At 68.4% G+C, this 21,166-nt stretch carries 19 protein-coding genes; 4 read left to right on the top strand and 15 right to left on the bottom strand.

Going from position 1 to position 21,166, the window contains the following annotated elements:
* Positions 1 to 86: 86 nt before the first annotated feature.
* The 13 genes from C507_RS0118570 to C507_RS0118630 form a co-directional block, all read right to left on the bottom strand.
* Entirely contained in the window at positions 87 to 3,035 is a 2,949-nt protein-coding gene (locus C507_RS0118570; protein WP_018701227.1) for a bifunctional [glutamine synthetase] adenylyltransferase/[glutamine synthetase]-adenylyl-L-tyrosine phosphorylase, read from the bottom strand.
* Positions 3,035 to 4,468 (bottom strand): sensor histidine kinase, encoded by a 1,434-nt coding sequence (locus C507_RS0118575; protein ID WP_018701228.1) that lies wholly within the window; start codon positions 4,466 to 4,468, stop codon positions 3,035 to 3,037. The genes C507_RS0118570 and C507_RS0118575 overlap by 1 nt, the downstream gene beginning before the upstream one ends.
* Complete coding sequence (locus C507_RS0118580) at positions 4,443 to 5,135, bottom strand: response regulator transcription factor (RefSeq protein WP_018701229.1); 693 nt, start codon at positions 5,133 to 5,135, stop codon at positions 4,443 to 4,445. The genes C507_RS0118575 and C507_RS0118580 overlap by 26 nt, the downstream gene beginning before the upstream one ends.
* A gap of 340 nt (positions 5,136 to 5,475) precedes the next feature.
* Positions 5,476 to 7,002: a Do family serine endopeptidase gene (locus tag C507_RS0118585; protein WP_018701230.1), complete on the bottom strand. Its 1,527-nt coding sequence runs from the start codon at positions 7,000 to 7,002 to the stop codon at positions 5,476 to 5,478.
* A gap of 169 nt (positions 7,003 to 7,171) precedes the next feature.
* Positions 7,172 to 8,416 carry a bifunctional alpha/beta hydrolase/OsmC family protein gene (locus C507_RS0118590; RefSeq protein ID WP_018701231.1) on the bottom strand — a complete coding sequence of 415 codons (1,245 nt, stop codon included), beginning with the start codon at positions 8,414 to 8,416 and terminating at the stop codon, positions 7,172 to 7,174.
* Between the two features lie 33 nt (positions 8,417 to 8,449).
* On the bottom strand, positions 8,450 to 8,926 hold the full coding sequence (locus C507_RS0118595; RefSeq protein WP_018701232.1) for a cytochrome c-type biogenesis protein: 477 nt from the start codon (positions 8,924 to 8,926) through the stop codon (positions 8,450 to 8,452).
* Entirely contained in the window at positions 8,923 to 10,902 is a 1,980-nt protein-coding gene (locus C507_RS0118600; RefSeq protein WP_018701233.1) for a heme lyase CcmF/NrfE family subunit, read from the bottom strand. The genes C507_RS0118595 and C507_RS0118600 overlap by 4 nt, the downstream gene beginning before the upstream one ends.
* A gap of 47 nt (positions 10,903 to 10,949) precedes the next feature.
* On the bottom strand, positions 10,950 to 11,399 hold the full coding sequence (gene ccmE, locus C507_RS22010; RefSeq protein WP_018701234.1) for a cytochrome c maturation protein CcmE: 450 nt from the start codon (positions 11,397 to 11,399) through the stop codon (positions 10,950 to 10,952).
* Positions 11,400 to 11,481: 82 nt separating this feature from the next.
* Positions 11,482 to 12,606: a c-type cytochrome biogenesis protein CcmI gene (gene ccmI, locus C507_RS0118610; RefSeq protein ID WP_018701235.1), complete on the bottom strand. Its 1,125-nt coding sequence runs from the start codon at positions 12,604 to 12,606 to the stop codon at positions 11,482 to 11,484.
* 247 nt (positions 12,607 to 12,853) lie between these two features.
* Positions 12,854 to 13,294, bottom strand: a complete 441-nt coding sequence (locus C507_RS22015; protein WP_083923680.1) for an RT0821/Lpp0805 family surface protein — start codon at positions 13,292 to 13,294, stop codon at positions 12,854 to 12,856.
* A gap of 123 nt (positions 13,295 to 13,417) precedes the next feature.
* Positions 13,418 to 14,803: an ATP-binding protein gene (locus C507_RS0118620; RefSeq protein ID WP_026319239.1), complete on the bottom strand. Its 1,386-nt coding sequence runs from the start codon at positions 14,801 to 14,803 to the stop codon at positions 13,418 to 13,420.
* Positions 14,787 to 15,479, bottom strand: a complete 693-nt coding sequence (locus C507_RS0118625; RefSeq protein WP_018701238.1) for a response regulator transcription factor — start codon at positions 15,477 to 15,479, stop codon at positions 14,787 to 14,789. The genes C507_RS0118620 and C507_RS0118625 overlap by 17 nt, the downstream gene beginning before the upstream one ends.
* A gap of 9 nt (positions 15,480 to 15,488) precedes the next feature.
* Positions 15,489 to 15,767 (bottom strand): PepSY domain-containing protein, encoded by a 279-nt coding sequence (locus tag C507_RS0118630; protein WP_018701239.1) that lies wholly within the window; start codon positions 15,765 to 15,767, stop codon positions 15,489 to 15,491.
* A 145-nt stretch (positions 15,768 to 15,912) separates the two neighbouring features.
* Between C507_RS0118630 and C507_RS0118635 the strand changes: the two genes are divergently transcribed.
* The 4 genes from C507_RS0118635 (at position 15,913) to C507_RS0118650 (ending at position 19,059) form a co-directional block, all read left to right on the top strand.
* Positions 15,913 to 16,629 carry a bactofilin family protein gene (locus tag C507_RS0118635; protein WP_018701240.1) on the top strand — a complete coding sequence of 239 codons (717 nt, stop codon included), beginning with the start codon at positions 15,913 to 15,915 and terminating at the stop codon, positions 16,627 to 16,629.
* Positions 16,630 to 16,795: 166 nt separating this feature from the next.
* Positions 16,796 to 17,845, top strand: coding sequence for an AI-2E family transporter (locus tag C507_RS0118640; protein ID WP_040401436.1), 1,050 nt, complete (start codon positions 16,796 to 16,798; stop codon positions 17,843 to 17,845).
* A 144-nt stretch (positions 17,846 to 17,989) separates the two neighbouring features.
* The gene (locus C507_RS0118645) at positions 17,990 to 18,445 is read left to right on the top strand and encodes a hypothetical protein (protein ID WP_018701242.1); all 456 of its coding nucleotides are present in this window, start codon (positions 17,990 to 17,992) and stop codon (positions 18,443 to 18,445) included.
* 35 nt (positions 18,446 to 18,480) lie between these two features.
* Positions 18,481 to 19,059, top strand: a complete 579-nt coding sequence (locus tag C507_RS0118650; protein ID WP_018701243.1) for an OmpA family protein — start codon at positions 18,481 to 18,483, stop codon at positions 19,057 to 19,059.
* A gap of 232 nt (positions 19,060 to 19,291) precedes the next feature.
* Here the strand turns inward: C507_RS0118650 and C507_RS0118660 are convergent, their stop codons facing one another.
* Together C507_RS0118660 and C507_RS22900 are read right to left on the bottom strand one after the other, a co-directional pair.
* Positions 19,292 to 19,693: a hypothetical protein gene (locus C507_RS0118660; RefSeq protein WP_018701245.1), complete on the bottom strand. Its 402-nt coding sequence runs from the start codon at positions 19,691 to 19,693 to the stop codon at positions 19,292 to 19,294.
* Complete coding sequence (locus C507_RS22900; RefSeq protein WP_156829385.1) at positions 19,693 to 20,730, bottom strand: peptidoglycan-binding protein; 1,038 nt, start codon at positions 20,728 to 20,730, stop codon at positions 19,693 to 19,695. Before C507_RS22900 ends, C507_RS0118660 begins: the two co-directional genes overlap by 1 nt.
* Positions 20,731 to 21,166: the final 436 nt, after the last annotated feature.

The following is a 21,166-nucleotide window of genomic DNA, read 5'->3' on the forward strand; positions in this document are numbered from 1 at the left end:
GGGTTGAACGGGGAGAAGCGGGGCGGCCTACGCCTGCGGTGCGGAAAGATGCACCGGATCCATCGTCACGCTTTTGTGAGCGGATCTCAGTCCGCCGGTTGTTCCAGCGGACCCATGACGCGCTCGAAGACCGCGCGCACCTCGGACTGCGTTGCCCGCAGTTCGGCCTCGAGGCGGGAGAAGTCCGGCGCGTCGCCGGCGCGCACCAGCAGATCCTGGACACCCTGGGGGGCAGTGTCCGGCTTGAAGACGCCGTCCACCGCCAGGCGCAGGATCTGGGTGAGGGCGTGGTAGCGATTGACCGCGGGCACCAGCGTCTCCGCGGCACCCTTTTCGAGCACGCCGGCCTCGGCCGCTGCCCTCAGGCAGGCTTCCGTGGTCCGGGCCAGGATCTCCGGGTGCTCCTGCGCATGAACGAGCTGCAGGTACTGGGCCAGGAACTCGATATCCACGAGCCCGCCGGCGACCTGCTTGATGTCCCAGATATCGCTGGTCCCCTTCTCCTTTTCGATGCGCCGCCGCATGTCGCGCACGTCGGACCGGATCGCCTCCGCGTCCCGGGGCCGGCAGAGGATAGCGCCGACGATGCCGTTCACGCGCGCGCCGAGATCGACGTCGCCCGCGATCACCCGGGCCCGGGTCAGTGCCATGTGTTCCCAGGTCCACGCCTGGTCCGTCTGGTAGGCCTCGAACGAGCTCAGCCGGGTGGCGAGCGGGCCGGCGTTGCCGGACGGGCGCAGCCGGAAGTCCACCTCGTAGAGGGTGCCTTCCGCGGTCGGTGCGGAGAGCGCGGCAACCAGGCGCTGGGTCAGCCGCGCATAATACTGACTGGGCGCCAGCGATCTGGCCCCGTCGGAGCCGTCGGCGTCCGCATCGTGGTCGTAGAGCAGGATCAGGTCCAGATCGGAGGCTGCCGTCATCTCGCCGCCACCGAGCTTGCCCATCGCCACGACGGAGACCAGCCCGCCGGGCACCACCCCGTGCGCGGCTTGGAATTCGACGCGCACCCGCGCCAGCATGCGATCGACCAGGGCGTCGGCGATCCGCGCGTAGGCGTTGCCGGCATCGGCAGGCGACAGCGTGCCCGTGAGGACCCGGACGCTGACTAGGAAGGCCTGCTCCTGGCCGAAGATGCGCGCGCGGTCGAGCGCCTCCTCGTAGGTGCGCGCCTCGTCCACGCTCCGGTCGAGAAGCGCCGACAGCTCTTCGGCATCGGGAAGCGTGCCGAAGAAGGCCGGGTCGAGCACCGCGTCGATCACCCGCGGTCGGCGTGTCAGGATCTGCGCGAGCTTGGGCGCCGCGCCCATGATGGTCGCGAGAAGCTGCAGCAGGCCGGGATTGGACTTCAGCAGCGAGAAGAGCTGCACGCCGGCCGGAAGCTGCGCGACGAACCGGTCGAAGGCGGAGAAGGCCGCGTCGGCGTTCTTGGTGTGGGCGAGCGCGTCGAGGATGGCCGGAACAAGCTCCGTCAGAAGCTGGCGCGACCGCGACGAGCGCGTCGCGGGATAGCGGCCGAAATGCCAGGCACGGATGGCGCGCGTCACCTCCTTCGGACGTTCGAATCCAAGTCCGTGCAAGGTCTCCAGCGTTTCCGGGTCGTCCTCGTCTCCGGTGAAGACCAGGCTCCCGAGACCGGTGGTCAGGCTCGGCGCGTCCTCGAAGAGCTCGCCATAGTGGCCCTGCACGCGCTCCAGGTGGCTGCGCAGCGCACGGGCGAACTCATCGATCGTGGCGAATCCGCAGAGCCGAGCCACCGGGGCGAGCGCCTCGTCGGTTGCCGGCAGGGTATGGGTCTGCTCGTCGGCGATCATCTGCAGCCGGTGCTCGACGAAGCGCAGGAAGCGATACGCTTCCTCCATTTCAGACCGGGTGGCCTCATCGATCCAGCCCGCCTCGACCAGCTCCGCCAGCATCGGCAGCGTCCGCAGGCCGCGGAGCGCCGGATTGCGCCCACCTGCGATGAGCTGCTGGGTCTGGACGAAGAACTCCACCTCGCGGATGCCGCCCCGGCCGAGCTTGATGTTGTGGCCGGCAACGCCGATCTTGCCGTGGCCCTTCACGGCGTGGATCTGGCGCTTGATGGAGTGGACGTCGGCAATCGTCGCGTAGTCGAAAGAGCGCCGCCAGATGAAGGGTGAGATGTCCTTCAGGAAGGCCGTGCCGGCCTCGGCGTCACCGGCCACGGGCCGCGCCTTGATGAGGGCCGCGCGTTCCCAGTTCTGGCCGATGGATTCGTAATAGTGCAACGCGGCCGGGACAGAGAGCGCCACCGCCGTCGCACCCGGATCGGGTCTCAGCCGCAGGTCGGTGCGGAACACGTACCCGTCGCCGGTGCGCTCCTGCATGATGTGGACGAGCTTGCGCGTCATCCGCACGAACAGCGTCGTCAGGTCGTCGCGATCCTCCGCCTGCACGCGGTCGGGATCGAAGAAGACGATGAGATCGATGTCGCTGGAGTAGTTGAGCTCCTCCGCGCCATATTTGCCCATGCCCAGCACGATGTAGCCGGAGCCGTCCTGGGCGTTGTCGGTATCGGGAAGGATGATTTTGCCGCGCTCGTGAAGCTCGCGCAGCAGGTGACAGATGGTTGACTGCAGGGCTGCATCGGCAAACGCGGTCAGCCCGCCGGTCACCGCTTCCAGCTCCCATAGGCCGCCGAGATCGGCAAGACCGATCAGGAGGGCGGCTTCCTGCTTGCCGCGACGCAGCCGCTGCATCAGCCCGGCTTCGCTGTCGGCGGGCTCGCCGGTGGCCGCGATCAACTCAGCAAGGCTCGCCTCGGGCGGAGCCGACAGGAGGCGCGCCAGCCGGCCTGCGTCGCGGAAGGCGAGATCGCGCAGGAACGGGCTGTTGGAGAACACGCCCGTCAGGAACGGGGCGAGCGACGGCTCCTCGTCCAAGAGACGGCGCAGCGCGTCGCCCTCCTCGGTCCCGGCCAACTGGTCGAGATCGGCGGCGATGGCATCGCAACGGTCGGGATCGGCCGGAATCTCCCGGTCGATGCGGCGATAAAGCGGTTGGTCCTTGGCGTCCATCAGCTCCGGTCTTGGGCCAGATGCTTCGGGTCATGCGGGAAGACCAGAGTGGCCTTCAGGCCCGGCTCGGCATCGCCGAGCTCGAATCGGCCCCGGTGCACATTGGCGATTGCTTCGACCAGGCTCAAGCCAAGACCGGACCCGGGCGTCGATCGGCTCGCCTCCAGCCGCACGAAGCGGTCGGTGACCCGCGACCGGTCGGCCGGCGCGATGCCCGGGCCGTTGTCCGCCACGCTGAGCTCCGCCGCCACCTGGCTGTCGGTCAGGATCACCGACACCTTCGGCCCCTCCTCCGCGTCGCGAGCGCCATGCTTGATGGCATTGTCGATCAGGTTGGCGAGTGCCTGGCCCACCAGTTCGCGGTTGGCTTCCACCATCACGGTGTCGGGCACCTCGACGGACAGCGTCACCTCCGCCTCTTCCGCCACGGGCTCGTACATCTCGGCGACGTCCCTGGCGATCTGGGCGATATCGACCGGGGCAAGCGCCACCGTGGCCGAGCCGGCCTCGCTGCGCGCGATCATCAGGAGCGCGTCGAAGGTCCGGATGAGCGCCTCCGATTCCTCGATGGTCGCCTGAAGTGCGTCCCGCAGCGCCTCTTCCGACGTCGCCTGGCGCAGCGCCGCCTCCGCCTGCATGCGCAGGCGCGTCAGCGGTGTCTTGAGGTCGTGGGCAATGTTGTCGGAGACCCGGCGCAACCCGGCATGCAGCTCGGTGATCCGGTCCAGCATCGTGTTGAGGCTGTCGGAGAGCCGGTCGAACTCGTCGCCGGTCCCCGTAATCGGCAGGCGGCGGGTGAAGTCGCCATCGACGATCTTGCTGCCGGTGGCGGCGATGGCATCGATGCGCCTCAAAACGCGGCTGGAGACCACCAGGAAGCTCAGCAGGCCGAACACGATCGCCACCAGCAGCGACCACTGCGCCGCCTGGGCGATGATCGCCCGGAACTCGGTCCGCTCCTCCAGGTCGCGGCCAACCAGCAGCCGGAAGCCGCCCGGCAGCACGAAGACCCGCACCAGCGCCGGCCGGGGCCGCGCTTCCTCCTCGCCCGACGGACCGAGCCGCACATAGTAGACCGGCCGCGCCTCCCCGTCGGGGTTGGCGATCAGCGACTGGGTGAGGCTGTCGATGTTCCCGGCGATCCGGTTGCCGGCGAAATCGGTGATCAGGTAGAGGCTCGCGCCCGGCGCCACCGAGCGCCGTTCCACCGAGTTGACGAGACCGGTCAGGCCACGCACCCGGTACTGGTCCGACAGGCCCCGGATCTCCGCGTCGATGGTCTCGCGCAGCTGACGATCGAGGAGATCGTCCGTCATGGTGAAGATGTAGACGATCAGCCCGACCAGCAGCGCCGTGAAGACGGCGACGTAGACGAGCGTCAGCTTGACCGCCGTGGTGCGGAGAAGCCTACCGAGCGTCGTCACGAATGACATAGCCGGCGCCGCGAACGGTGTGGAGGAGCGGCCGGTCGAAATCCTTGTCGATCTTCGAACGCAGGCGCGAGACGTGGACGTCGATGACGTTGGTCTGCGGGTCGAAATGATAGTCCCACACATTCTCCAGCAGCATGGTGCGCGTCACCACCTGGCCGGCGTGCTGCATGAGATATTCAAGGAGACGGAACTCGCGAGGCTGCAGCGGGATCGGTTGACCGGCCCGGCTGACCGAATGCGACAGGCGGTCGAGCTCGAGATCGCCGACCGTGTAGGCGGTTTCCGCCTGGATGGGCTTCTGGCGGCGACCGAGCGCCTCGACCCGCGCGAGCAGTTCGGAGAAGGCATAGGGCTTGGCGAGATAGTCGTCGCCGCCGGCGCGCAGTCCCTTCACCCGGTCATCCACCTGGCCCAGCGCAGACAGGATGAGGATCGGCGTGGTGTCGCCCGCCTCGCGCCGCTCTTCGACGATGGAGAGCCCGTCGCGCAGCGGCAGCATCCGGTCGATCAGCAGAACATCGTAATCGTTGGCGTGGGCGAATTCCGCCCCCTGGGCCCCGTCCTGGGCCAGGTCCACAACGTGGCCGGCTTCCCGGAGGCCGCGGGAGAGAAAACCGGCTGCGTCGCTGTCGTCTTCGATGAGGAGGATTCGCATGGCGTCCGTCATGTGTCGGGTTCGGGCCGATCTTGCATCACTTTGGGCGCTGGCGGAAACCACAAGAGGCGGACGGCAGACCGCACGGAGCGATCTGCCGTCCCACGGTGCCGAGTCGGCGGGGGCGACGGGAGCCAACAACGACACCGATACTGAAACGAGCGGCGGCTTCATCCAGCCAGAAGCCGCGGCCAAGAGGAGGGCCCTGTGCCGGGCCGTCAGTCGCGAGCGACACGCAGTCGCCGTGGCAGCCTCTAGTCCCGAACGATACGAGCGCGGCGTCCGTACGGATCGTCAGCCCGTCCCGGTGCGGGGACCGGAACCGCCCGTGGGGCGGATCCGGACGTCGGGGTCAGCCCTTCTCGACGGGCAGCGCCACGAAGCGGATCTGATCGCCGGATCGGACCCGGAAGAGCACGGCCTTGCGGCCCTCGGTCTCGGCGACCTCGATGCTCTTCTTGATGTCGGCGGGCGAGGAGACATCCACGCCGCCGGCGTTCAGGATCACGTCGCCGACCTTGAGCCCCTTATCAGCGGCCGAACTGTCGGGATCGATCTCGACGACGGCAACGCCGGTCTCGTCGACACCCATATCCTTGGCCGGAGCGAGCCGCATGCCGAAGGAGAGGTCCGTCCCCGGCTCGACACCCGGCGTGGCGTTGGCCGTCATGTCCGGGTCCAGCGTACCGAGCTCGACCTTGACGTCTTCCTTCTTGCCGTCGCGCCAGACCGTCAGCGTTACCGTCGAACCCGGGGCCTTGGACGCGACCGTGCGGGCCACGTCGCGCGGGTTCTCCATGGTCTCGCCGTCGATGGCGACGATGGCGTCACCCGCCTTGATGCCCGCCTTGGCGGCCGGGCTGTCGGTCTGCGGCTGGGCCACGAGGGCGCCGTTGATCGCATCGAGGCCGAGCGAATCGGCGATGTCCGGCGTGATCGGCTGGATCTGCACGCCGAGCCACCCGCGGGTCACGGTGCCGTCGTCCTTGAGGTCCTCGATCACCTGCTCGGCGATCGCGGCGGGAATGGCGAAGCCGATGCCCACCGATCCGCCCGAAGGCGAGTAGATGGCGGTGTTCACGCCGACAACCTCGCCGTTCAGGTTGAAGGTCGGGCCACCCGAGTTGCCCTTGTTGATGGGCGCATCGATCTGCAGGAAGTCGTCATAGGGACCCGCACCGATCTCGCGGCCACGGGCCGACACGATGCCGGCCGTCACGCTGCCGCCAAGGCCGAACGGGTTGCCCACAGCGACCACCCAGTCACCGACGCGCACGTCGCCGGGGGTGAACTCGACGAACGGGAAGGAGGTGTCGTCCTCGATCTTCACCAGCGCCAGATCGGTCTTCTCGTCGGTGCCGATGACCGTCGCATCGTAGGTCTTGCCGTCGTTCATCACGACGGTCACTTCATCCGCGTTGTCGACGACGTGGTTGTTGGTCACCACGTAGCCGTCGGACGAGATGATGAAGCCGGAGCCCTGCCCCATGGCGAACTGATGCGGCTGGCCGCCGCCGCGGCGCTGCGGCATCTGCTGGCCGCCGAACTGGTCCTCGAACTGCTTGAAGAAGCGCTCGAACGGGCTGCCTTCCGGCATGCCCTGGAAGGAGGACAGTTCGGGACCCTTCTCCGCCTTTACGCGGATCGACACGACGGCCGGGCTGACGCGCTCGACGATGTCGGCGAAACCCGGGGCCTGGGGCTGGGTGACGCTGCTGGAGAGGTTCTCCGCGTTCGCCGGGGTGCTCGGAGCAACGAACATGGGGGTGGCAAGGACACCCGCGACGCCGAGCGCGATGGTGCCGGCTGCGAGAGCCTTGCGGCGCTTCATGAACAGACCTTTGTGGTCGGTGCGCGCGGTGGTGTGGGCCTTCGTCATCAATGACTGCTCCCTGAGAGGGTTTGGTCTCACGCGAAGCGGGTCTTGGGAGGATTCCCGCATTCGCTCATGCCCCTTTGTGACGGGGCGCGCCTTACGGGTTCCTGTCCGGCAGATGACGGATTGGTAATGTTGCAGTCGGGTTCGGCAGGCCCGGCCGGACGCGGCTTCAGTCGGCCGTCGGCTTCGCTTCCCGCGTGACGACCGCCGCCCCTTCCACGATCGTCTTGTGGACCGGGCACTTGTCGGCGATTTCCAGGAGCCGCGCACGGGTCGCATCGTCCACGTCGCCGTCGATGCGAATTTGCCGCTCGAACCGGTCGACCTTGCCGGAGCGCGTCCTGGCCTCCTCCGCGCAATCCTCGCAGTCCGCCGCGTGCACCTTGCCGTGCCTCACTTCCACAGCGAACCGGTCGACCGGCAGCCCCTTGTGATCGGCGTACATGCGCAGCGTCATGGCGGTGCACGCGCCAAGTCCGACGGCAAGATAGTCGTAGGGCGAGGGTCCGCTCGCCAGGCCCCCGACCGAACGCGGCTCATCGGCAAGCATCCGGTGCGGGCCCACGAGGACCCTGTTCTGAAAACGGCCCTCCCCGGTTTCCTCCACCAGCACGGAATAGGCCTCGTCCGGCGCCTCCTCGCCCTCCGGCTGCGGCAGATAGCGTTCGGCCCAGGCCGCGATTACACCGGCTGCATAAACCGCGTCGCGTCGGTCGGTCACGAGATGGTCGGCGTCGTCGAGGGAGATGAAGCTCTTGGGATGCTTGGCGGCCTGGAAGATGGCGGAGGCGTTCTCGATGCCCACCGTTTGGTCCAGCGGCGCCTGCAGGATGAGAAGCGGCTTGCGCATCGTCGCGACCCGGTCCAGCAGCGTGTGCTCGCCGACATCGTCGAGGAACTGCTTGCGGATCCGGAAGGAGCGCCCCGCAAGCGACACCTCGGCTTCCCCGTCGGCCTCGATCCGGTCGACATCGGCCGCGAACGCCTGGACGACGTGCGCAACGTCGGCTGGCGCGCCGATGGTCGCAACGGCCTTCGCCTCGGGGATCTCGCCGGCCGCCGACAGGACGGCCGCACCGCCCAGCGAATGGCCAACGAGCAGGCTCGGCGCCTCCAGGTTGGCGCGCATGTAGTCGACCGTCGCCTTCAGGTCCGCGACGTTGGAGGAGAAATTGGTGGAGGCGAACTCTCCCTCCGACGAGCCGAGCCCGGTGAAATCGAAGCGCACCACCGCAATGCCCGCCCTGGCCAGCGCTCCGGCGATCTCTCGGGCCGCGACGATGTCCTTGGAACAGGTGAAGCAGTGGGCAAAAAGCGCATAGGCGCGCGGTTTTCCCGCCGGCCGGTCCAGCCGTGCGGCGAGACTGGCGCCCTGCCCCCCCTGGAACTCGAGCTTTTCCCCGGTCGTGCGCATCGCCTGTCTCCTGCCGTTTGCCCGTTCAGACAATCACCCGCGCGTGTCGTCGGAAAGAACCCGCTCCAGTTCCGCCTCTTCTGCCGCGCTCAGCGGAGCAGCGTCCGTTGCCGTCCGGCGCCGGCGGACGCCGACCCAGGCAGCGATCCCGCCCAGGATCAGCACAAGCGGAGCGGTCAGCCAGAGAAGCAGCGTGCTGGCGTTGAAGCGTGGCTTCAGGAGCACGAACTCGCCATAGCGCGCCACGAGATAGTCCAGCACCTCGGCGTTCGTGTCGCCGGCCTCGAGCCGCTCGCGCAGGAGGATGCGGATGTCGCGGGCGAGCGGCGCGTTGGATGCGTCGATAGATTCGTTCTGGCACACCATGCAGCGCAGTTCGGCGGAAAGCTCGCGTGCCCGCGCCTCCAGCGCCGGATCGTCGAGCACCTCGTCGGGCTGCACGGCCATCACCGGCGCCGCCAGCGTCAGGGCAAGGGCCAGTACGGCAAGCGACCGCAGGATCCGGCTCATGCGGTCCGCGCTCCGCTGGCACGCTTCGCCGCCGGTCGCGGTGCGCCCACCCTGAGCCGCCGGTCCGACAGCGAGACCAATCCGCCCAGCGCCATGACCACGGCTCCGAGCCAGATCAGCAGGACGAACGGCTTGTCGTAGGCACGCACGACGATGGCCCCGCCCTCCTTCGCATCGCCCAGCGACAGGTAGAGCTGCGACAGGCCGTGGGTGCGGATCGCCGCCTCGGTCGTGGGCATCTGGCGGGCGGTGTAGATCCGCTTCGCCGGGCGCATTTCTGCCGCGCGGCCGCCGCGCACGGAGCGGAACACACCGACCTCCTGCCGGTAGTTCGGGCCGATCTCGGCGACCATGCCCTCGAATGTCAGTCGGCTGCCGGCGATCTCGATGGTTTCGCCCGGCGTCATGACCACGATCCGCTCGCTCTCGAAGGCTGAGCTGGCGACGATACCGAACAGCGTCATGCCGAGTGCGAAGTGGCCGAGCATGGTGCCGAAGGCCGAGCGCGGCAGCCCGACCAGACGGCGCACGGAGGTGCCGAACGCCTCGCGGCCGACCTTTGCCCGCACCAGCGGTTCCGTCAGCGCCCCCGCCATCAGCCAGACGGCCAGTCCGATCCCCAGCGCGGCCAGCAGATGCGTGTTGCCGGCGAGCCAGGCCACCACGGCGACGGTCACCAGCGCCGCCACCAGCGCCACCCAGAGCCGCTGGGCGACGGCGAACAGGTCGCCCCGTTTCCAGGCGAGCATTGGCCCGAACGGCACCGCCATCAGCAGCGGGATCATCAGCGGCCCGAAAGTCAGGTTGAAGAAGGGCGCACCCACCGAGATCTTCTCGCCGGTCAGGGCCTCAAGGACGAGCGGATAAAGCGTGCCGACGAGCACCGTGGCGCACGCCGCCGTCAGGAACAGGTTGTTGAGGACCAGCGCCCCCTCGCGGCTGATCGGCGCGAACAGGCCACCGGGCCGCAGCATCTGGGCCCGCCAGGCGTAGAGCGCGAAGGAGCCGCCGATGAAGACGATCAGGATGCCGAGGATGAACACGCCGCGGGTGGGATCGGTGGCGAAGGCATGGACCGACGTCAGAACGCCGGAGCGCACCAGGAACGTGCCCAGCAGCGACAGCGAGAAGGTCAGGATCGCCAGCAGGATCGTCCAGATCTTCAGCGCGTCGCGCTTCTCCATGACGATGGCGGAATGCAGCAGCGCGGTGCCGGCGAGCCACGGCATGAAGGAGGCGTTCTCCACCGGGTCCCAGAACCACCAGCCGCCCCAGCCGAGCTCGTAGTAGGCCCAGTAGGAGCCCATCGCGATGCCGAGCGTCAGGAACAGCCAGGCAAGCAGCGTCCACGGCCGGACCCAGCGCGCCCATGCCGCGTCGATCCGACCCTCGATCAGGGCGGCCACCGCGAAGGAGAAGGCAATGGAGAAGCCGACATAGCCGACATAGAGAAGCGGCGGATGGATCGCCAGCCCGATGTCCTGGAGGATCGGATTGAGATCCTGCCCTTCCAGCGGCGCCGGCGACAGGCGCACGAACGGGTTGGAGGTGGCCAGGATGAAGACCAGGAAGGCCACCAGCACCCAGGCCTGGACCGACAGCACCGTCGCCTTGAGCGAGCGCGGCAACGCCCCGCCAAAGGCCGCGACCAGCGCGCTGAACAGCGCCAGGATCAGCACCCACAGGAGCATCGAGCCCTCGTGGTTCCCCCAGACGCCGGAGATCTTGAAGATCATCGGCTTGGCGGAATGCGAATTCTGGAACACGTTGAGAAGTGAGAAGTCCGAGCGGACGTAGGCCACCATCAACGCCGCGAAGGACAGCCCGACCAGCAGGAACACCATGCCCGCCACCGGGTCGGCGATGCGCATGATGCGGGCATCCCGCATCCGGGCACCGGCCAGCGGAACGGTGGACTGGACGAGCGCCAGCGCCAGGGCCAGAACCAGCGCATAGTGTCCAAGCTCGTTCAGCATGAAGGCCTTGTCCGCAACTTGCGAGGGTGCACGAGCCGGGCCCCACCCTACTGGGTCAGGGTCTCGCTCTCGAAATAGTGGTTCTGTTCCTTCAGAGCGTCGGCCACTTCCTTCGGCATGTAGCTCTCGTCGTGGCGCGCCAGCACGCTGTCGGCCCTGAAGGTTCCGTCAGGCTGCAGGATGCCTTCCGCGACAACACCCTGGCCCTCGCGGAAGAGGTCGGGAAGGATGCCCGTGTAGGAAACCGTGACGGCATCGTTCAGGTCGGTCACCCGGAAGCGCACGGTCGTGTCCGTCCCGCGGTCGAGGGACCCGTCTTCCACAAGACCGCCCAGGCGGATGCGCTTGCCGGGATCGGGCGTCATCGTGGCGAGTTCGCTCGGCGTCTTGAAGAAGGCGACCTTGTCGCCCATCGCGGCGAACACGAGCCCGACGGCGCAGGCCAGCACTGCTCCGATCACGCCGATGAAGGTGAGCCGCCGCTGCTTTCGCGTCATGCCCGACTGTCCGCCACTCTCTCGCTGCCGGCCGACGGCGCTTGCCCCGGCTCCGGTCTTCTAGTCCGCTCACATAGAACGATTATTGATTTAGACCAATTTCGCTCTCAGTGGAGGCGATGCGCGCTTGTGCCTCAGGATCGCCGGCGAAGGCTTCGCGGGCCTTCGCTGCGGCGTCCCGCGCCGCGTCGCTGCGACCCAGTACATGGTAAGCGCGCATCAGCCGTTGCCACTCCTCCACGCTGCCGCCTTCCTCGTCCAGGCGGGTCGCGAGTTGCGAGACCATGCCCTCGACCATGGCCTGCCGGTCATCCGCGCTCATGGAGGCTGCGGCCTCCACGTCGGCCCGCCGCGGGCCGGGCATGACCGGTTCGGTCTCGGGAGGAGCTTCTCCGCCCAGCGCCACGATCTGGGCGCGGGCGAAGGGCAGCCACGGCTCGCCGCCTTCAGCCGAGGCGGCGAGATCGGTCCAGGCGGCGATCGCCTCGTCGGTCTTGCCTTCCTGCGACAGGCCCATCGCCAGGAAGAATCGCGGCCGGGTCGCGCCCGGATCCAGGTCGCGCGCCTTGGCGAAAGCGGCGGATGCCTCGTCGGTCACGACGCCGCCGTTGGCCTGGACGATGGATTCGCCAAGCCCCGAGAGCCGCTCGGCGTTCTCGCCCTGCAGCCGCAGTGCGTTGCGATAGGCGGCCACGGCATCGTTCGCCCGGCCCATGCGCAGATAGATCGGGGCCAGCACCTCCCAGCCGCGCCCGTCGTCGGGATCCTTCGCCAGCTGATCTTCCACCCGGGCGATCAGCGTGGCCATGTCGCCGGTTCCGGCCGGCTGTTCCAGGCGCGCCGACCGCGGCTGGTCCGGGTAGCCGGGATGACCGAGCCCCGCATAGAGAAGCAGGGCGACGGCGGGGACCGCCACCAGCGCCACGACCGCCACGGCGCGTCGGCGGGTGAGCCCCGATGCTGCCGTCGCCTCCGCCTTGCCACTGGCCCGCAGCAGCCGTCGGGCGATCTCGGCGCGGGCGGCCTCCGCCTCTCCGGGCTCGATGAGCCCGCGGTCCACGTCCCGCTCCACCTCTTCCAGCTGATCGCGGTAGACGGCCACGTCATGGGATGCGTCGTCGTCAGCCTCCGCGCGCCGCGACAGGGGCCACAGCACGGTCAGCACCGCCAGCGCGGTCAGGATCGCCACCGAGAACCAGAGCAGCATCACGAGGGGTTGGGCTCCATCGGCCGAACATCGGTTTCCGTATAGGGCCGGTTCGCGCCGGCCACAGGTTTGGCCGGGAAAAAGCGGCGCCGGAGCCGGCACGTCAATGAAAGAATGCTTGAACGGTCGCCGGTCAGCAGCCTGCCCACAGCCGCGACGGGATTCCGCCGCGCCCGACGCGACACCCGTTGCACGGCCAGGAATCCCCGGTTTCCGGGACCGAATGGCGGCCGCCCCGACCCCTGGCTCAGGTCACCACCTGCCAGATGCCGTCCGAGCCGCGACATGCCGTCGCCTGGAAACTGGCCGGCTGGTCGGCGGCGGTCACGTTGTGCGTGTAGTCACGGCAACTCTGCGCGTTCACCTGATAGGCCGGGCCCGGCAGCACATCGCCGGCATGTCCGGTTTCCGGATTCCGCCAGGAAACCGCCGCCCCGGCCGGCGTCGCCTCGAGAGCCCGTAATTCCGCTTGCAGCGCCACCGCCCGGTCTTCCGACGTCAGGCCCAAAGCCCCGTCGCGCGCGATCTGCGAGCCCTCGACCCGGCCCACCGACGCGCCACCCGAAGGGGTACCCGTCGTGGTGCACGCCGATACCGCGCCGGCAAGCACCACCAGCGAGATCAGACCAACCGCCCTGACGCGGGCGGCGCGCGGGCATGAACGGGTAAAAGCGGCTTCGGACAGCATCGACTCGAACGCGGAGGACGGAGGAGGACGACGGGTGGGTGGCATAGGTTGGTGGCCGAATTGCGTCGGCACAACCCTCTAGCAAACAATCCTCTGCGATCCGAAAAGATCCGCCCCGGTCACTCAGATTCCGGGGAGGCGCACCTCGGCCCTGAGCCCGCCGGCGTCCGCGCGGCCCAGGCTCAGCCGGCCGCCGTAGAGCCGCGCCAGCTCCGAAACGATCGAGAGACCCAGCCCGCTCCCGGGCTTGGTTTCGTCCAGCCGGCGGCCACGCTCGACGACCTCGTCGAGCGCCTGGTCGGCGATGCCCGGCCCGTCATCCTCCACCACGATCACGAAGAAGGGCCGCTCGCCGGAGATCCCGGCATCCGGCTGCACGCGCACCCGCACCCGCCCGCTGGCCCACTTGCAGGCATTGTCGAGAAGGTTGCCGAGGATCTCCAGCAGATCCTGCTTCTCGCCGCGAAAGCGGACCGTTGCGACCGTGTCCGTCTCCAGCGTGACGCCCTTGTCCTCGTAGAGGCGGCGCATCGCCCGCACGACCGATTCGACCACCGGCTCCACCGGCGTCACCACGCCGATCACCCGGCGCTGGGCCGCCATCTGCGCGCGGTCGAGATGATGCGCGATGTGGGTCTGCATGGCGCTTGCCTGCTCTTCCACCTTGCGCGGAAACGGGCCTTGCGCCTCGCGAGCCTCGTTGAGGATCACGCTGAGGGGTGTCTTCAGTGCATGGGCGAGGTTGCCGACGTGGGTACGGGAGCGCTCGACCACCTCGCGGTGGCTGTCGAGGAGCGCATTGAGTTCCGTGGCAAGCGGCGCGATCTCCAGCGGAAAGTCGTCTTCCAGACGCTCCTTTTCGCCTACGCGGATGGCCTGCAGCGATTCCCGCATCCGTCCCAGCGGTTTCAGGCCCAGCCGCACCTGCAGCACGATGGCCAGCACCAGACCCGCGCCCATCACGAACAATGTCGCGGCCACGCTGGTACCGAAGGAGCGGATGTCGCGGCGCACCTCGGTGGTGTCACCGGCGACGGAGACCAGGTAGCGCGCTCCGTCCGGCAGGCGGATGTTGCGGCTCACCACCCGCAGGGGCTCGCCGTCCGGCCCGGTAAGGGACGAGGTGATCGGATTGCGCCAGTCCTCGGGGCGCGCATCGGGGGCCGGCTGCCTCAGGCTGTCGCCGGCAAGCGACGGAGAGGTGGTGATCACCGCCCCCGTCACGCCATTCGCCACCGTCCAGTACCAGCCCGACAGCGGCAGCCCGAAGCGCGGCTCGCCAAGCCCGCCGACGGTGATCGTCCCATCGCCGTCCGGTGCCTCGGCATCGGCCGCCACCTCCGCGACGATGGTCTTCAGGTAGACGTCCAGCCGCTCCTCGAAGGCGCGCTCCACCGACTGGCTGTAGAGCGCGACGACGATGACGCCCGCCACCAGGAGCGCCGCCGTACTCCAGATAACGGAAAGGAGAAAAAGACGGCGGGCGAGCGAATTAGGATAGGGCCGCATCGTCCCCGGCACCTTCTCGCGGCTCTGCGATCCGATAGCCGAGACCGCGGATCGTCTCGATGATCGGCGCGCCGACCTTCTTGCGAAGCCGGCCCACGAACACCTCGATCGTGTTGGAGTCGCGATCGAAATCCTGGTCGTAGAGGTGCTCGATCAGCTCGGTCCGCGAGACCACGCGGTCCTTGTGCAGCATCAGATAGGCCAGCAGCCTGTATTCGTGCGAGGTGAGCTTCACCGTCTGACCGTCGACGGCGACCCGGCCGGAGCGGGTGTCAACCTCCACCGGCCCGCAAGAAACGACATTGCTGGCGTGGCCGGCCGAGCGCCGCACCAGGGCGCGTAACCGCGCCAGCACCTCTTCCATGTGGAAGGGCTTGGCCACGTAGTCGTCGGCGCCGGCGTCGATGCCGGCCACCTTGTCGCTCCAGCGATCGCGGGCTGTCAGAAGCAACACCGGCATGGTCCGCCCGTCGCGCCGCCAGCGCTCCAGGACGGAGATCCCGTCCATCATCGGCAGGCCGATATCCAGCACCACCGCGTCGTAGGGCTCGGTGTCGCCGAGGAAATGGCCTTCCTCGCCGTCTTCCGCCACGTCGACCACGTAGCCGGCATCGCCCAGCGCGCTCTTCAACTGGCGCAACAGATCCTGATCGTCCTCGACGACGAGTATCCGCATTAATCGTCCCTACTGCCTGGCGCCCGAGCGCGCGTCGAACGTCACCCGCTCCACCTGGCCGCCCGGCATCAAGACCGTCGCCACGTAGACGAGGCGGCCGCCCTGGTCGCACAGATCGAGGCGCAGGAGTTCGCCCTGCACCTGCCCCTGGACGGTGGCGGGTCGCACCGCCGCGCCGCTCTGCACCGCCTGGCGCTGCTGATCCGGCGACAGGCAGGCCGCGGCGGCCGCCTGGGGGGCAGCCGCAAGCAGAAGCAGGGCGAGAAGAAGGGTGCGGGTTCGTGTCATGGTGGGATCGGTCTACAGCGGCGGATCTGAACCTGCCATGAACGACCGGCGCTTGTCGCCCTCCGTTAACGCCGCCGTCCGCTCCGGCTTGACCCCGGAGCGAGAGCCGGGTTGGTTGGGCGCGCCCGCTCCAGAGGATGATGCCATGGCCACCCCCGAGAACGTCGAGTTCCTGATCGGAGTCGAGACCGAGGTCGAGCACGCGCGTGCGCGGGTCGGCGCCACCGCCCAGGTCGACGGGCGATTCGAAGGCGAGATCGAAGCCGGGCATCTGGTGATCGGAAAGGCTGGCAGCGTCACCGGCACGGCCAGGACCGAGACCGCCGAAATTCACGGCGCCTTCCGCGGCACCATCGAGGTCGCCGGGCTCCTCACGGTTCGCTCCAGCGGTCTCGTGGAGGGTGAGATTTCCTACGGGTCGCTCGCCATCGACAGCGGCGGCCAGCTTGTCGGCGCGCTCACTCAGGCCGAGCCCGGCGACACCGAGGCGCGGGAACAGGCACCGTCTCCCGCCCCTGCAGTCGTCCGGGAGGTTGAAGCCATCGCCGAGGTCGAGACCGAGGCCGACCCCGAGCCCCTTGCCGACGCCCTTCCCGAGGCCGAGCCTGACGAGGACTGGACCATCGAGCCCGATGCGGCCGTGGAGACCGCCGCGCCCGCCGAGCCGGCCGCTGAACCGGCGCCCGCCGCCGAGAAGAAGAAGGCCCCGTCTCGTGCCCCGAAGGCCTCGAAGGCAGCGCCGTCCGGGCGTGCAGCGGCGGCAAAGTCCAGCACCGGCGCAAAGGCATCGGCGGCAAAAACCACGTCCCGCAAGACCGGCGGCAAGACGGCTGGGTCGCGCAAGACCACGGACGATATCTGATTTTTCTGCGCTCTCGCACGATCCGAAGCCGAACCGCGCGCCGTTCCGCGCGTTTCAGTTGCGCCGATGCGCGTATCTGACGGTGGAATGATCCGCCAGTTGATAGGATCGGCCTCGATCCCGGATGGTTGCCGAAGTCGTCGGCCCTCCCAATCAGCGTGAGCGCATGAAAACCGCCGTCATCGGGATCTTTCTGATCCTCCTCGTGGGTGTTCTCTATTTCGGCAAGGGCCTTCTGCTGCCGGTCACTCTCGCCTTCCTTTTCGCGCTCGTGCTCTTGCCCATCGTGCGGGTCCTGAGACGACGCGGCATCCCGGAGGGGATCACGGCGGTGGCGCTCGTGCTGATCCTCGGTGTCGGCGTCGGCACCGCCGCCTACACGCTCAGCGGTCCGGTGACCGAGTGGATCAAGTCGGCGCCCCAGGTCCGCTCGGAAATCAGCTTCAAGCTTCGCAACCTGCAGAAGTCGGTGGACGATTTCCGCGAGGCGCAGGAACAGATCAACGACGCCATCCAGCAGCCGGCCGACGGCTCCACCCAGGAGGTCGTCATCCGCGATCCCGGGCTGCTCGACGCCGCCGCCAGCAACGCCTCGCAGGTGGTTGCTGGCGCCGGCCTGACCTTCATCCTGCTGGTGTTCCTGCTGTCCTCGGGCGACATGCTCCAGGAGAAGCTGGTTCGGGTTCTGCCAACCCTCACCGACAAGAAGCACGGTCTGGCCATCGCCAAGGAGATCGAGCGATCGATCTCCACCTATCTCTTCACTATTTCCCTGATCAACGCTGGCCTGGGGGCAGTTATTGCCGCCGGCATGTTCGCCATCGGCATGCCGAACCCGGTCCTCTGGGGCGTCGCTGCCGCGCTCCTGAATTTCGTCCCCTATCTCGGCGCAATCGTGGGTGTGGCCGCCGTCGCCCTGATCGCGCTGATCTCCTTCCCAACCCTCGGGCACGCTTCACTGGCGCCCATCATCTATTTCGCCTGCACGACCATCGAGGGTCAGTTCGTGACGCCGATGCTGGTGGGGCGACGGCTGCAGATCAATACGGTCGCCGTGCTGCTCGCCGTTGCCTTCTGGGGCTTCATCTGGGGATTTATCGGGATTCTGATCGCCGTTCCGCTGTTGGTCGTGACGAAGGTCTTCGCCAGCCGCATCGAGTCCCTCTCCGGCCTGAACGAGTTCCTCAGCACCCGCGGCGACCTGGAACGGTCCTGAACTGTCCGCAAAAGCGGACATTTGCCGGGCCGAAATGCCGGTTTCAGTTGCAACGGGCGTCCCGAGTCGGTTTCTTGGGCGCGGGGGGTTGGGGACCTCAGTCGGATCCAACCTCGTCGTGTAGATTCCGACCGGGAGGACACCATGTCCAAAACCAGACTGTTCGTCGCCGTGCTGTCGGCCGCTTTCGTCGCCCTGATGATGGCGCCGCCGAAGGCCTCGGCCCAGACGATGGGTTATGCCGACGCCATCAAGATCCTCGCCCAGAGCTGCGGCGCCGACATCAACAAGTACTGCCCCAAGGCGAACATCGGTAACTTCGGCATCCAGAAGTGCCTGCAGGCCAACTCCTCCAAGATCACGCCGCAGTGCAAGACCGACTACGTCCGCGTCTACGAGCTCATCCGGCTGCGCCACGAGGCCCAGCAGGCCGTCTTCCAGATCTGCTCGCGCGACTCCGCGCAGCTCTGCAGCGTGCACAGCAATGTCCGCACGCAGAACTTCGCCGGCAAGGTTCCGGTCCTGCGCTGCCTGCTGAAGGCCGAACGCTCCGTCGGCAATAAGTGCAACCAGGCCATCACCGACGCCGGCTATCGCTGAGCCAGCCAGATCCGAAAACGAGCCGAGTAGATCCCATGAAAAGACTGATCCTCGCCGCGGCCGCACTGGCGGTTCTGTCGCTGCCGGCCTCCGCCCAGACCCCGCTCACGCGGAACGAAATCATCAACAACCTGCAGAACGTCGAGGTGCATCGCACGCAGATCACCGCCGAGGAACTGCGTCAGCAGGCGCTCGACAACATCCGGCTGCATCCGGGTGACGACGCCACCACCGACCTGCCGGCCGAGTCCGAACTCGCGAGGCTCCGCCAGTTCATCGTCGAGATCACCTTCGACTTCGATTCCTCCCGCATCCGGCCGGAATCCTACGAGTCGCTGGGTCTCATTGCCGACGCCCTGCACACCGTCTATCTCGGCGGCGACCGCTTCCTGGTGATCGGCCACACCGATGCCAAGGGCGCTCGCGAGTACAATCTGAAGCTCAGCCAGCGCCGCGCCGACGCCATCGTCGAGGCCCTGACGACGACCTTCAACGTGCCGGCCAACATGGTCGTGCCAGTCGGCCTCGGCGAGGAAGACCTGCGCGATCCGGCCAACCCGTACAGCGAGGTCAACCGCCGGGTGCAGCTGATCAACCTGGGTCCGGCCCAGTAGGCAGCGGCCTCGGAACGCGACTGTCGGGAACGGGCGGGGATCTCCCCGCCCGTTCCTTTTTGGGGCGGGTCGGCACGTCCCTCAGCGCAGCGCCGTGTCGCGGAGCCCGTAGAAGGCGCGCAGCCCGGAATGGCGACGTTTGCAGGTTGTCAGCGCCGCCCGATCGCGCGCCCAGACCGTCACCACCGTTGCCTGGTCGAGATCCGCCAGGCCGGCAAGCGTGACCGGGTCGTCACAGACGCGGGTGAGGCCCGCCGGTGGATCCGCCAGGCTCGGGCGAACCGCTGAGCCGGTCGAGGAGGCGCAGCCCGTCAGCGCCAAGGCCGCAAGCATCGCCATCGGAAAGGTCGCGCGCGTCATCGGCAATCTCCATGAGAAGGGTTTTCAGGCGCGCGTTTTCCTCGGCCAGCGCCGAGACGATCTCCGCACCGCTGGCGAGGGCGAGCTGGTTGGCGCGGGCCTGCCGCAGGCGCTCTGTCGAGGCAGCCGTCCGGAATTCCGCCTCGCACGCCGCACGGCCGCGTTCGAAGGCCAGGTCGATGGCCCGCCAGGCCAGCGCGGCCGCGGCGGCAAGGACAACACCCTGCCACTTCACCTTCCCGACCAGCGTCAGGACGGCGGCAAGAACGGCCATCACGGGGCACCCCCGAGCCAGCCGGGCAACGCGCCTGCCCGCTTCAGCATCCGCCAGGCCTGCAGGCCCAGAAGAAGCGCCACCGCGAGGCCCAGCACGCCGTAGAGCGCCGTTCCAGGGGAAAACACGGCCTGGCCGTGGCGCGCCGCCTCCGCCGCCTGCTCCACACCCTGGCCGACCAGGCCGGCCCCGGCGAGCGCCCCCGATCCGCCTGTCACCGCCGCCTGGCGGGTGGCGGCGGCCTGCTCGGTCTCCTCTCCGGGAGAGGCAGAGACCCCTGCCACTTCGAGATCCGCGCGTGCCATGTCCGCGCCGGCCGGCTCGCCGCGTCGCTGCGCCGCAACCATCGCGTCGATGGCGGTACGCGTCCGCGGCCCCAGAACGCCGTCGATTGCCAGCCCGTTCTGGCGCTGCACCACCCGCACGACAAAGACGGTGCGCGCGTCCACCAGCCCGTTCACCGGCACCACGTAGCCGAGGCGGGCAAGCTTGGCCTGGACATCCCGCACGACGGCGCCTTCATGGCCGGCGCGCAGGATCGCTTCATCGGGATCCCGCGCCCCGGGTGACCGCTGGGCGGGAACCGGCCTCGCCGCCGGGTACGCCTTCCAGGGCAGTTGCCAATGGGGATAGTCCCGGAAGCGCTGCCAGTCGCCACCCCACTCCACCGGCACGCCAAGCTCCCGCGCGGCCGTCTTCACCGCCATTTCCAGCCGGCGCCAGGCATCCGCACCCTGCGGCGACGCCGGGTTCGCCCAATGGTCGGTTCCGTCGATGGTGCCGTCGCCATCCACGTCGAAGGCCAGCACCAGGTCGACCGCATGACCGACACCGTTGGCCGCCTTCAGATGCCGGGAGTTCATGGTTCGCGACACGCCCCGGCGCACATAGTCGCGCTGGCGGGCGACACTTCTGACGCCTTCGAAGACGCGAAACGGCACGGGTGTCAGCATGGCCGCGCGCGCCACCACGCGCACCAGGTCCGGATGCACGCCGGCAAGCGCCGCGCGGTCGCGCGACGTGAGGGTCATCGACATCAGCTCGTCTCCGGTATCGGTCATAAATCGCGGGATCTGGTCGGGCGGGCTCGATCGCCCGCGTCATCGGCGCCGCTGCGTCCCAGCAGGCTGTCGCGCCCCAAAAGGCCGCCGGGATCCGGCTCGCATTTCACCAATCTGTGGTAGAGTAATGCTATCTACGGCTTGCCTTCTCCCGTCGGCCCGGTGCGAAGCCCCTGGGTCACGACGCGAACCGCGGGCCCACGCCTGCTGTGCAGGCGCGGCGGCAGCCGCCGGGCGAGCGCGGTTGGTTGTCCGGCGGGCGGGGCCGGCAGCGGATCTAGCCGTCCGGCCGACGGTCGGCGGCAGGATCTCGGACGGACTGACGGGAGAGATTGGACAAGGTTGCTGTCGGCTCGAGCGTCGGGGCCAGTTGCCCGACGGCCGAGTTCTTGGGGTGGGGAAAGGTCGTGCC

Origin of the sequence: Amorphus coralli DSM 19760, assembly GCF_000374525.1 — a bacterium.
Classification (GTDB): domain Bacteria; phylum Pseudomonadota; class Alphaproteobacteria; order Rhizobiales; family Amorphaceae; genus Amorphus; species Amorphus coralli.

Excerpts from the sequence above, each read along its gene's own strand:
- C507_RS0118570 (WP_018701227.1), bottom strand. The coding sequence starts at position 3,035 with ATGGACGCCAAGGACCAACCGCTTTATCGCCGCATCGACCGGGAGATT.
- C507_RS0118575 (WP_018701228.1), bottom strand. The coding sequence starts at position 4,468 with ATGTCATTCGTGACGACGCTCGGTAGGCTTCTCCGCACCACGGCGGTC.
- C507_RS0118580 (WP_018701229.1), bottom strand. The coding sequence starts at position 5,135 with ATGACGGACGCCATGCGAATCCTCCTCATCGAAGACGACAGCGACGCA.
- C507_RS0118585 (WP_018701230.1), bottom strand. The coding sequence starts at position 7,002 with ATGACGAAGGCCCACACCACCGCGCGCACCGACCACAAAGGTCTGTTC.
- C507_RS0118590 (WP_018701231.1), bottom strand. The coding sequence starts at position 8,416 with ATGCGCACGACCGGGGAAAAGCTCGAGTTCCAGGGGGGGCAGGGCGCC.
- C507_RS0118595 (WP_018701232.1), bottom strand. The coding sequence starts at position 8,926 with ATGAGCCGGATCCTGCGGTCGCTTGCCGTACTGGCCCTTGCCCTGACG.
- C507_RS0118600 (WP_018701233.1), bottom strand. The coding sequence starts at position 10,902 with ATGCTGAACGAGCTTGGACACTATGCGCTGGTTCTGGCCCTGGCGCTG.
- ccmE (WP_018701234.1), bottom strand. The coding sequence starts at position 11,399 with ATGACGCGAAAGCAGCGGCGGCTCACCTTCATCGGCGTGATCGGAGCA.
- ccmI (WP_018701235.1), bottom strand. The coding sequence starts at position 12,606 with ATGCTGCTCTGGTTCTCGGTGGCGATCCTGACCGCGCTGGCGGTGCTG.
- C507_RS22015 (WP_083923680.1), bottom strand. The coding sequence starts at position 13,294 with ATGCTGTCCGAAGCCGCTTTTACCCGTTCATGCCCGCGCGCCGCCCGC.
- C507_RS0118620 (WP_026319239.1), bottom strand. The coding sequence starts at position 14,803 with ATGCGGCCCTATCCTAATTCGCTCGCCCGCCGTCTTTTTCTCCTTTCC.
- C507_RS0118625 (WP_018701238.1), bottom strand. The coding sequence starts at position 15,479 with ATGCGGATACTCGTCGTCGAGGACGATCAGGATCTGTTGCGCCAGTTG.
- C507_RS0118630 (WP_018701239.1), bottom strand. The coding sequence starts at position 15,767 with ATGACACGAACCCGCACCCTTCTTCTCGCCCTGCTTCTGCTTGCGGCT.
- C507_RS0118635 (WP_018701240.1), top strand. The coding sequence starts at position 15,913 with ATGGCCACCCCCGAGAACGTCGAGTTCCTGATCGGAGTCGAGACCGAG.
- C507_RS0118640 (WP_040401436.1), top strand. The coding sequence starts at position 16,796 with ATGAAAACCGCCGTCATCGGGATCTTTCTGATCCTCCTCGTGGGTGTT.
- C507_RS0118645 (WP_018701242.1), top strand. The coding sequence starts at position 17,990 with ATGTCCAAAACCAGACTGTTCGTCGCCGTGCTGTCGGCCGCTTTCGTC.
- C507_RS0118650 (WP_018701243.1), top strand. The coding sequence starts at position 18,481 with ATGAAAAGACTGATCCTCGCCGCGGCCGCACTGGCGGTTCTGTCGCTG.
- C507_RS0118660 (WP_018701245.1), bottom strand. The coding sequence starts at position 19,693 with ATGGCCGTTCTTGCCGCCGTCCTGACGCTGGTCGGGAAGGTGAAGTGG.
- C507_RS22900 (WP_156829385.1), bottom strand. The coding sequence starts at position 20,730 with ATGTCGATGACCCTCACGTCGCGCGACCGCGCGGCGCTTGCCGGCGTG.